10 protein-coding genes and 1 tRNA gene are annotated in these 9,427 nt (G+C 47.3%); 4 read left to right on the top strand and 7 right to left on the bottom strand.

Translation table 11 applies throughout. From position 1 onward, the window contains the following. The first annotated feature begins 159 nt into the window (after positions 1-159). The 4 genes from B7X71_RS08610 to B7X71_RS08595 are packed head-to-tail and all read left to right on the top strand — an operon-like array spanning position 160 to position 2,403. Positions 160-729: an RNA polymerase sigma factor gene (locus tag B7X71_RS08610; protein WP_293600519.1), complete on the top strand. Its 570-nt coding sequence runs from the start codon at positions 160-162 to the stop codon at positions 727-729. Beyond that, a complete protein-coding gene (locus tag B7X71_RS08605; protein ID WP_293598540.1) occupies positions 726-1,190 on the top strand; it encodes a DUF3619 family protein in 465 nt (154 codons plus the stop codon). Before B7X71_RS08610 ends, B7X71_RS08605 begins: the two co-directional genes overlap by 4 nt. Positions 1,191-1,215: 25 nt before the next feature. After that, positions 1,216-1,860 (top strand): DUF3106 domain-containing protein, encoded by a 645-nt coding sequence (locus B7X71_RS08600; protein ID WP_293598541.1) that lies wholly within the window; start codon positions 1,216-1,218, stop codon positions 1,858-1,860. 3 nt (positions 1,861-1,863) lie between these two features. Continuing rightward, positions 1,864-2,403 (top strand): RDD family protein, encoded by a 540-nt coding sequence (locus B7X71_RS08595; protein ID WP_293598542.1) that lies wholly within the window; start codon positions 1,864-1,866, stop codon positions 2,401-2,403. Positions 2,404-2,418: 15 nt separating this feature from the next. Here the strand turns inward: B7X71_RS08595 and B7X71_RS08590 are convergent, their stop codons facing one another. The 7 genes from B7X71_RS08590 to B7X71_RS08560 form a co-directional block, all read right to left on the bottom strand. Further along, positions 2,419-4,896, bottom strand: coding sequence for an FtsX-like permease family protein (locus B7X71_RS08590; RefSeq protein WP_293598543.1), 2,478 nt, complete (start codon positions 4,894-4,896; stop codon positions 2,419-2,421). A 5-nt stretch (positions 4,897-4,901) separates the two neighbouring features. After that, the gene (locus B7X71_RS08585; protein WP_293598544.1) at positions 4,902-5,687 is read right to left on the bottom strand and encodes an SDR family oxidoreductase; all 786 of its coding nucleotides are present in this window, start codon (positions 5,685-5,687) and stop codon (positions 4,902-4,904) included. Positions 5,688-5,728: 41 nt separating this feature from the next. Beyond that, the gene (locus B7X71_RS08580) at positions 5,729-6,394 is read right to left on the bottom strand and encodes an ABC-type transport auxiliary lipoprotein family protein (protein WP_293600518.1); all 666 of its coding nucleotides are present in this window, start codon (positions 6,392-6,394) and stop codon (positions 5,729-5,731) included. Further along, entirely contained in the window at positions 6,391-7,305 is a 915-nt protein-coding gene (locus B7X71_RS08575; RefSeq protein ID WP_293598546.1) for an MlaD family protein, read from the bottom strand. Before B7X71_RS08575 ends, B7X71_RS08580 begins: the two co-directional genes overlap by 4 nt. Continuing rightward, on the bottom strand, positions 7,302-8,069 hold the full coding sequence (locus B7X71_RS08570; protein ID WP_293598547.1) for an ATP-binding cassette domain-containing protein: 768 nt from the start codon (positions 8,067-8,069) through the stop codon (positions 7,302-7,304). Before B7X71_RS08570 ends, B7X71_RS08575 begins: the two co-directional genes overlap by 4 nt. Further along, a complete protein-coding gene (locus B7X71_RS08565) occupies positions 8,069-9,241 on the bottom strand; it encodes an ABC transporter permease (RefSeq protein WP_293598548.1) in 1,173 nt (390 codons plus the stop codon). Before B7X71_RS08565 ends, B7X71_RS08570 begins: the two co-directional genes overlap by 1 nt. 89 nt (positions 9,242-9,330) lie before the next feature. Then, a tRNA-Arg gene (locus B7X71_RS08560) sits at positions 9,331-9,407 on the bottom strand. Positions 9,408-9,427: the final 20 nt, after the last annotated feature.

The following is a 9,427-nucleotide window of genomic DNA, read 5'->3' as shown; positions in this document are numbered from 1 at the left end:
TGTTTGGTCTGTTCTGTCTCCTGCTTGTGGCCTGAGTTCGAACGGCGCTGCTACCGGAAAAAACCACTTCTTGAATGAGATTCTAGGTAGTAAGCCCTATATTCTATAGCAATCCCCTAAAATAGACGAATTCCATCTGATTCAGGTCTAATCAACTGAATGGCTTCACCCCAAGAACTTTCTGACTTTCTGTGCAGTGTTGAGCAGCGCGCTTTCAAGCAGGCGGTCTATGCTGTGCGGGATGACGATGCAGCCTTAGACATTGTTCAAGATGCCATGATTAAGTTGGCCGAAAAGTATGGTGATCGTCCCGCAGCGGAATTACCCCTGGTTTTCACCAGAATCTTGCAAAACCGGATTCATGACTGGTTTAGAAGGCAAAAGGTCCGAAACACTTGGGTCACCCTCTTCTCCAATATGGGCAAGAAATCAGACGAAAACGATGATTTTGACCCGCTGGAGTCGCTTTCAGCCCCGGATGACAGTGAAATTCACCAAGATGGTGCATTTAAGCTGGAACGTAGTCAGCTGCTGCAGTCACTTGAGTCAGAAATATCAAAATTGCCTGCCCGTCAACGAGAAGCCTTCCTAATGCGTTATTGGGATGAGCTGAGTATTACTGAAACTGCCCTTGCCATGAGTTGTAGCGAGGGAAGCGTCAAAACCCACTGCTCAAGAGCCACCCAGGCTCTAGCTAAAGCATTGAAATTAAAAGGAATTACGCTGTGAACCGCAATCAAGACATCCTCAATACAACAGAAACCGACCAATTTGGCCAGTCTGCTGCCGCCCTGCTCCACCAAGGATCCCAATCCTTGCCTGCTGGCATCAAAGATCGCTTATATGCAGCGCGCCTCAAGGCGCTTTCCGTCCAAAAACCAGAAAAAGTACGCATCCAAGAACATGTTTTAACCAGCACCTCTGGAAACTGGTCTTCAGGCTCGCGTTCTTTTTGGGATAACGTAGGCTGGGTTGCCCCACTAGTTGTGCTCGTATTTGGAATGATTGGCATCGCCCAATGGCAACAAGACTCTCGCATTAACGATATTGCTGAGTTAGATGCCGCCCTTTTGACTGATGATGTCCCACCTGATGCGTATGCTGATAGCGGGTTTATGGGTTTCCTCAAAAATGGTCCTTTGGCTGAATCCGATCAAGACAGCCTTGATTCAACTAAGTCACCATCCTAAGTTTCAGAGTAAGTCCAATTAGCTCATGCTAAAAAATCCCCGATCGTTCAGTGTAGCCCTCAGCATCTTTATCATGATGGCGATTGGCATTGCTGGATCAATGCAATCTTCAGAGGCACTCGCTCAAACCACCACTGGAAGCAACGTCAAAAGTGCTGGTACCCTAGAAAAGAAACCAGATGGCACGTGGGAAGGACTCAAACCAGGGCAGCAAAAAATCTTAGCGCCGCTCGAGGATGATTGGGATTACATGCTTCCTGAGAGTCGCAAAAAATGGATGCAGATTGCCAATCTCTACCCCAGAATGAGCGAAATCGACCGACAACGACTTCAGTCCCGCATGACCAGCTGGTCAAGTCTCTCTCAAAAAAATCGCCGTATCGCCCGTGAAAATTACTTGAGTAGCCTGAAATTTCCAACCGAGAAAAAAGCCGAGGCCTGGAGTGCGTATCAAAAACTCAGCGATGAACAGAAGAAGAAATTAGCCAAAGCAGAGCTCAATAAGAAAAAGCCGACCGCAGCGAATGCGCCAACATTACAACAGCATCCGATTATTCAGAAGTCCAATCTAGCACCAACGCTGCCACCACCGGCAAGCAATGCAGCCCCATCAGAAAGTACTGGAAGTTCTAGCGCCAGCGATTCTGAGACCGACTCGAGCAACCCCTAAGTCGTGATCACCCCCGCTGAATTAAACACGCTTCCTGCTCCGCAATTTTGGAGGAGGGTATCTTGTACTCTTTACGAGCAATTGGTTTTACTGGGTGTGATCGCCTTCACTTTTCTAGTCCCCAATTTGGGACTAGGCATGCTCTTCAATATTTCCCTACCAAGCTGGCTCACCTTTCTCTACCTCTATGTTGTTCTGGGTATTTACTTTGTTTGGTATTGGACTAAGTCTGGACAGACGCTTGCCATGCAAACATGGCGTGTAAGGATGATTGGTCCAGGGGGTTATAACCTGGCCCGCAAGCAAGCGATCTGGCGCTATGTCTATGGATCTTTATGGCTTCTTCCGTGCGTTCTCTTACAGTGGATCTTCGAACTTCAGAGATGGCAAATTATTGAGATGCTGTTCGCAGTTGCTTTATTCCTGTGGCCACTCAGCATTTACTTGGATAGCGTCAATCCCCTAAAGCGCCAGAGCCTGCCAGACCGTTTTGGTGGAACACGTTTAGTAGAGCTGCCAAAGAACTTAGTCACACTCTCGTAAACATGAAAATGCGCTTCAACTCTCGCGCAGACACTCCATTGCTGTAGTTGTTTGAATTTTTCTCTGGAAGCGATAACCTGCCAATAGACAGGCGAGCACTCCAAAAACGATGCCCATTGCCAAAGATTGGGCAAACGCATTGAACTCAATCTCCAAAACAAAACGGCCTAGCGCCCATGCTGCTATTCCAGCAGCCAACCCAGCCAGGGTGCCAGCAAGAGTACCAATAATGAAGAGTTCAGCTAAAGCAATCTTTCCAAGAAGATAACGAGATGCGCCCACCGCTTTAAGCAAGGCTGCGCTCTTGAAACGCTCATCCTGCGTTGCTGCAATTGCAGCAACTAAAACCAAAATCGCTGCCGCAATGGTGAAGGCGAATAACAAACCCAGCACAGAAGATAGTCGATCCAATACATCTTGTATTTGCTGCAAGGACGTGGCCACATCAACAATAGTGAGATTTGGATAGGTCTGCGCAAGCTGGTAATCAAGACCTTCAATTGCAGCACTTTGGTAATAAGAGGTAATCCAAGACTGTGGCATTTCCTCAAGCATGGCAGGTGGCATGATGGCAAAGAAGTTCACTTTCATTGAACTCCAATCTAACTTGCGCAAAGAAGTAATTGGCGCAGTCACTTTTTCACCGGCAAGCTCAAAACTAAGTTGATCACCAAGCTTTAACTTCAGAGTCTTCGCAATCCCCGCCTCCAATGAAACCTGGGGTGCATAGCCCTCAATCCATTTGCCCGCAGTAATGCGATTACCTTCAGGCAACTGCTCGGTATAGGAGAGGTTAAATTCTCGATCAACTAGGCGTCGCGCATTTTCATCAACATAATCATTCGGCCCAACAGTTTTTCCATTGACCTCAACTAGGCGTGCGCGCACCATCGGGCTGAAGCTAGGCTTTGCCACACCCGCATCTTGTAGAGACCGAGCGATTTTTGGTTTTTGATCTTCCTGAATATTAATCATGAAGCGATTAGGTGCATCCACCGGAATATTCCCCTGCCATGCTGCCAATAAATCCTGACGAAGTAAGAGAATCAGTAATAAGGCCATCAAGGCGATGCCTAAGGCAGTAATCTGCATTACGGCAAATCCTGAGCGCCGTGCTTGCGTGGTCAGCGCAAAGCGTAGTGCAAAGCTCTTGGCACCCCATCTCGAAAACAACAGATTGAGTAGGCGAAGTGATAGCCAAGAAACTATGGCAAAAATCGTAAGGGCCAAGCCAAAGCTCAGGGCAACCCAAGAAGCCAGCTTCAAATCCTGGGCCGCTATAGCAATTAGCGCTAGGCAGGTAATGAGTCCAAACAGTGCAACCCAAAGTACTTTGATATTGACTGAGCCTAACTCTTTTCGAATCAGTCTCACCGGAGAAATCATGACCAGGCTAAATAAGGGTGGCCCAGCAAAACCAATCAGCAAGCAGGAAGAAAACAGCACACTCCAAACTAATGGCCAGAGGGATAGCGAAGGTAGGCTAGTAAAGACTAAATTACCTAAGATACGTATCAATACTTCCTGGACACCATAAGCAATAGCGGCACCCATCATAGCGGCTACCAAGCAAAGACTGCCCAGCACTTTAATTTGCTTAATCATGATCACTTTTTGGCTTGCACCTAGGCATTTCATAACGGCGCACACATCTGCCTGCTTTAAAACGTAGCGGCGCGCCGAGAGTGCAATAGCTACCGCGGCTACCATTGCCGTCAGCAAGGCAACCAACGATAAGAAGCGCTCCGCCCGCTCTAGCGTTTTGCGCATCATGGGTTGCGCATTTTCCAATGTCTCGATACGCAAACCCCGCAGACCTTCAACTTCAATCCATTGTGTAGCCCACTGTTCATAATCAGAGATAGCCTGATCATTCCCCGCCAGTAGCAAGCGATAAGTGACTCGACTACCCAAACCGATCAGACCAGTAGCCGGTAAATCATCCAGCGACATCATCACGCGTGGCGCGAAATTCATAAAGCCAGCACCTCGGTCGAGCTCACGCTCTAGGACACCACTAATCACAAATGTTTTGTCTCCCAAAAGCATCTGATCACCCAGCTTAGCCTGCAGCACATTGAGCATAGCTGGATCTACCCAGACCGAACCTGCTGGTGGAGTAAGACTTGCCTGTGATGGAGAAACTTGTAAGGTACCGCGCAAAGGATAAGCAGCGCTAACCGCCTTGAGCGAGGCAAGCTTACTTTGTGCGCCAACGGTAGCCATACTTGGAAAGACAATGGTTTGAGCGGAGTTGAGTTGTCGCCCTTTAGCTTCTTGAATAAAGCGCTCAGGTAGCGGCTGATCAGAAACTAACAGTAAATCCGCAGCAAGAAGTTGGCGGGCATCAAACTGAAAAGCCCGCTGCATCCGATCAGCCAAAAAACTGACGCTAGATAAGGCTGCGACAGAAAGCGTTAGCGCAACCAGTAAAGCAAGAAGCTCACTGGATCGCAGGTCTCGCTTAATGCCCTGAAAGAAACTGACTAGCACTACGATTAAATCGCCTGAATCTGACCGCCATCAACACGGATCACTGACCCAGTGATAAAGGAAGCGCTTTGGCTTGCCAAGAATGCGGCGGTATCGCCATACTCCTGAGGATCACCGTAACGACCCATTGGGATCTGTTTCAGGCTAGCCTGCACCACGGAGTCATAGCTGACGTTTTCACGTTGAGCACGTGCTTCATCTAATTGGCGTAAGCGATCAGTTGCTACACGACCCGGCATGATCACATTGACTGTGACCCCTTCAGCAGCTACTTCTGCCGCCAAGGTTTTAGACCAGGCTAGCAGTGCAGCGCGCAAAGTGTTAGAGATTGCTAGGTTCTTGATTGGGGCAATTGCACCTGAAGTGGTACTCGTAATGATGCGGCCCCACTTACGCTGACGCATTCCTGGAAGAACCCGATCCGTAATACTGATTAATGAGAGAACCATGTCATTAAAGCTCTTCTGCCATAAGGCAGGATCCTGACCAACAGCCAGGGTTGGAGGAGGTCCGCCCGTATTGTTCACCAGAATATCGATCGGTCCGAGTTCTTTTTCCACCTTGCTCACCAGACCGTTAATAACGGAGGGGTCCGATAAATCCCAAGTCAATGCAAGAGCAATTCCGCCGGCCGCTTCAATTAACTCAACTGACTTTTTTAATCCCTCGGGATTGCGACCGGTTACCGCGACCTTAACGCCTTCACGTGCTAAAGAAACAGCCATCGCCTGACCCAGGCCTCGGCTTGACGCCATGACCAATGCAACCTTGCCTTTAAGCCCTAAATCCATGTCTTCTCCACTTTTTTATATTTTTTGCAATTCTAAAATAACTACTGCCCTAGAGGTGGGGGTAGATTTCCAGCGTACTTATAAAGCACTACCTCATATTCTTTCAAAATTTGTGCCAAGGCTTCTTGCTGACCCAAAGCTAATTCTTGAGGAGTATTGTCTTTTAGTGCAATTCTCTTGGTGTAACGGTTTTTACCAATCACTGGGTTGCGCTTCTGAGGATCTGTTGCAGTAAGGAAAAACTCTACCGTAACGACTGCCTCTGGGCGAACCCGGTAATCACCATAAAACTCCTCTATAGATGTCTGAAGAATGTAATACGGAAAGAAGCTATTTCCCTGCCCTACTGTCATCGAAAAGATTTGAGCATTATTCAACCACTGACGAGTCGCATTGCTCACCATCTCATTCGGTAACGCAGAATAGATATTATAAAAATCCTTTTCGTAGCGCTGATCACCTAATCGATAAACTAAAGACTTGCCATCAAAAGGAGGTGTTGTCGAAACTGAACCCATCTTGAGCCATAAATCACTACGCGGCTTATAGGGTGCACCAGTACGCTCTGGTGCCACCATCCAACTGCTGGTCTCTAGAGCCGGTCTTTTGGGCAAAGAGCAGGCGCTCAATGCAGTCATGATGAATAGACAAGCAGCAAATTGGGTCAGGCGTGAGCTCTTCATCATCGGAATATTAATTGGGGTCATTTTTGAGCTCCATTGATTGGAGGCGTAATACGCGCAGGTGGTTCACCCCAAATCAAAGTAGATGGAGATTGGCTGGCAACACGAGTGAATTCATTTAACTGTTCGCTCGCCTGACGCAGGTTCTCTAAAGTTGCAGTGGTATCACCCTGAACGCTGGTAACGGTTTGACGTAAGGAAACCATCGTTGCAACCAATTCGCGCATCAGAATATTGAGTTGGTCCTTATCTGTGACCTTAGCAATCCGATCTAACAGTACATTCAAATCTTGAACTGAGTTGATCAGGCCAGCATTCTGCTTTCCATCTCCAGCCATCAACTTATTCAGGTTACCCAAGAGCGCATCAAATTTCTTTTGAGTTCCATCCACATCTAAGCCATTAAGTGCGCCAATTAACTTCTGAATGCCAGAAATAATTTCATCGGCCTGATTTGGCATAGAGGGGACCACTGGATACTCGGGAACCCAAGGGTATTTGAGAGTGTAATTTCGATCAGGCTTGGGATAAAAATCCAGTTCCACATAATTCACGCCAGTAATACCCATTGATCTAATGCGTGCGCGCAAGTTATCTTTAACAAATGTTTCTAGGTGGTTTTTTTCTATAGCATCGCCATAAATTTGCATTCTCACAACCACATACTCTTGCTTCTGAATCATCGGGGTTTCCTTCTCATACAAATCCCCCGATAAACCGATAGATGTGACCTGCCCAATCTTTACGCCCCTGAATCGCACAGCTGCTCCAGCATCTAGACCAGTTACCGATTGCTTGACATAGGTTTCCACCATAAATGATTTTTTAAAGAACTGTCCTGAGCCAAAAATCAAGATAATGGCAAGCAATGCACCGATTGCCGCCAGAACAAAAACGCCCAGGCGGAAATAATTGGGATTGGAGTTATTACTCATGCTGCGTCCTTGCTCATGATGCGATTAAAGAATTGGTGCACTCGAGGATCTTTGCTGCTGTCTCTCAGCACCTTGGGATCACCCTCAGCAATAATGCCTTTAGCGTCCTTGTCCAACATAACCACCTTATCGGCGATCGAATAAATACTGGCTAACTCATGAGAAACAATCACGAAAGTAAATCCCAAGTTTTTGGAGAGGTCCAAGATCGTACTATCTAAATCAGCTGATGTAATCGGATCAAGGCCGGCTGATGGCTCATCCAAAAATAATATCTTTGGATCTAAAGCCATCGCACGCGCAATCGCGGCACGCTTTTGCATACCGCCGCTAATCTCACTAGGCATATAAGTTTCGTATGGAAGCAAACCCACCAGATCAAGCTTACACCGCGCCAATAGATTCATTTGATCTCTACTGAGCTGCGTGTACTCCTCCATAAAGAGTGTCACGTTATCAAGCAAATTCATAGAACCAAATAGAGCGCCCTGCTGATACATTACTCCAAAACTCGTCATGATTTTTTGACGTTCGGCACCTTGAGCCACAGTAATATTTTGACCCTCAATCAAAACATCTCCAGCAAGCGGTTGATATAGTCCAAATAAATTTTTTAAGAGGCTCGACTTACCGCATCCAGAGCCACCCAAAATGACAAAGATCTCGCCATTCTTGACGGAAAAATTGAGGTTCTGTAAGAGTACCTTTGAGCCATAACCTACAGTCAGGTTTTGAACATCGATTGCGTTATCGATTGCATCCATCAGAAACCCGTCCTGTAAGAGATGTAGGCAAAGATACCGTCTACCAAGACGATCATGACAATGCTACTCACCACTGCCCGAGTTGCAGAGATGCCCACAGCGGCAGCACCGGTACCTGTTTGCATGCCACGCAAACAACCCATTGCAGAAACAACCACACCAAATAAAGTAGCCTTCAGAAGACCTGATAGAACATCTTCCACGTCAACAGCGGCCAACATGCCGTTGTAAAAATTAATAAAGGGGATGCCATAAATTTGCATTGTCAGCATGGAGGAAAAAATACTGACGATATCGGCAAATAAGGTCAATATTGGCGCCACTAGAATTCCGGCTAATACGCGCGGCACTACCAAGAATCGAATAGGGCTTAAGCCGCCGGTGACCAAAGCATCCACTTCACTATTGACAGTCATTGTTCCGATCTCGGCAGCAAAAGCTGCTGATGAGCGGCCAGCAAGCAAGATTGCAGTGATGAGAGGCCCCATCTCACGCACGATACCCAAAGCAGCGAGCGGCCCCACAAACGAAACAGCGCCAAATTGCTGCATGCCGATAGCGGCTTGAAAAGACAAAATTACGCCAATTAAAAATGCAACCAGACCAACAATGGGTAATGCAGCGATACCAGCCTCTACAGCTGCATTAACAAAGTCACCCCAGCGAACTTGCTTGATGTGGCGTATCGACCAAGCCAAGTCTGCTGATAGATGCCCGATGAAGGTAACCAGTCCGCGAGCATCATCTATGAGATTTTGAGCGGCCATGCCGGTGCTCACTACAAAATTTCTCTTTTGCTTAACAGCGGGGACAGGGAATAAATTCTGAATGGGATCGAATTCATTCAATAGCGGTTGATACTTCGGATCTAGGCCCTGGATATCAAAGTGTCCGCCTGCTTTTTGTTGGGCCTCTTGTACGTCAATTAAAAAGGCAAAAGCAGATCCATCTAGCGAACTTACCTTTGAAGCATCAAAAACGAGGGAACAGCTTTGAGCATCCCCTTGCCCCAACCACAGGGTTTGTTTTTCACGCACTGCTGTCCACACGCCGGCCAATGAATACACATTAACGACACCACTCAAGCTCACTTGAGCATGCAATGCATCGGTTTGTGACCAAACCGCAACTGGAGCCAGTGAATCTGAGGGAATAGCGTCTGGAATGCTCATAGGCAAACTATAAGGGATCTGGATAAAACCACTCTGAAATGCCTAAAAAAGAAAAAGGGCCCAGTCTTTCAACTAGGCCCCATACGAGTTGGTGCGGCTGGCAGGAATTGAACCCACGACCCCTTGGTTCGTAGCCAAGTACTCTATCCAGCTGAGCTACAGCCGCAACAGCCATAATTATGCCAT

The sequence above is a fragment of the Polynucleobacter sp. 39-46-10 genome, from assembly GCF_002282275.1.
The sequence above is the reverse complement of the archived record's forward strand: the minus strand, read 5'-3'. Positions and strand labels throughout refer to the sequence as shown.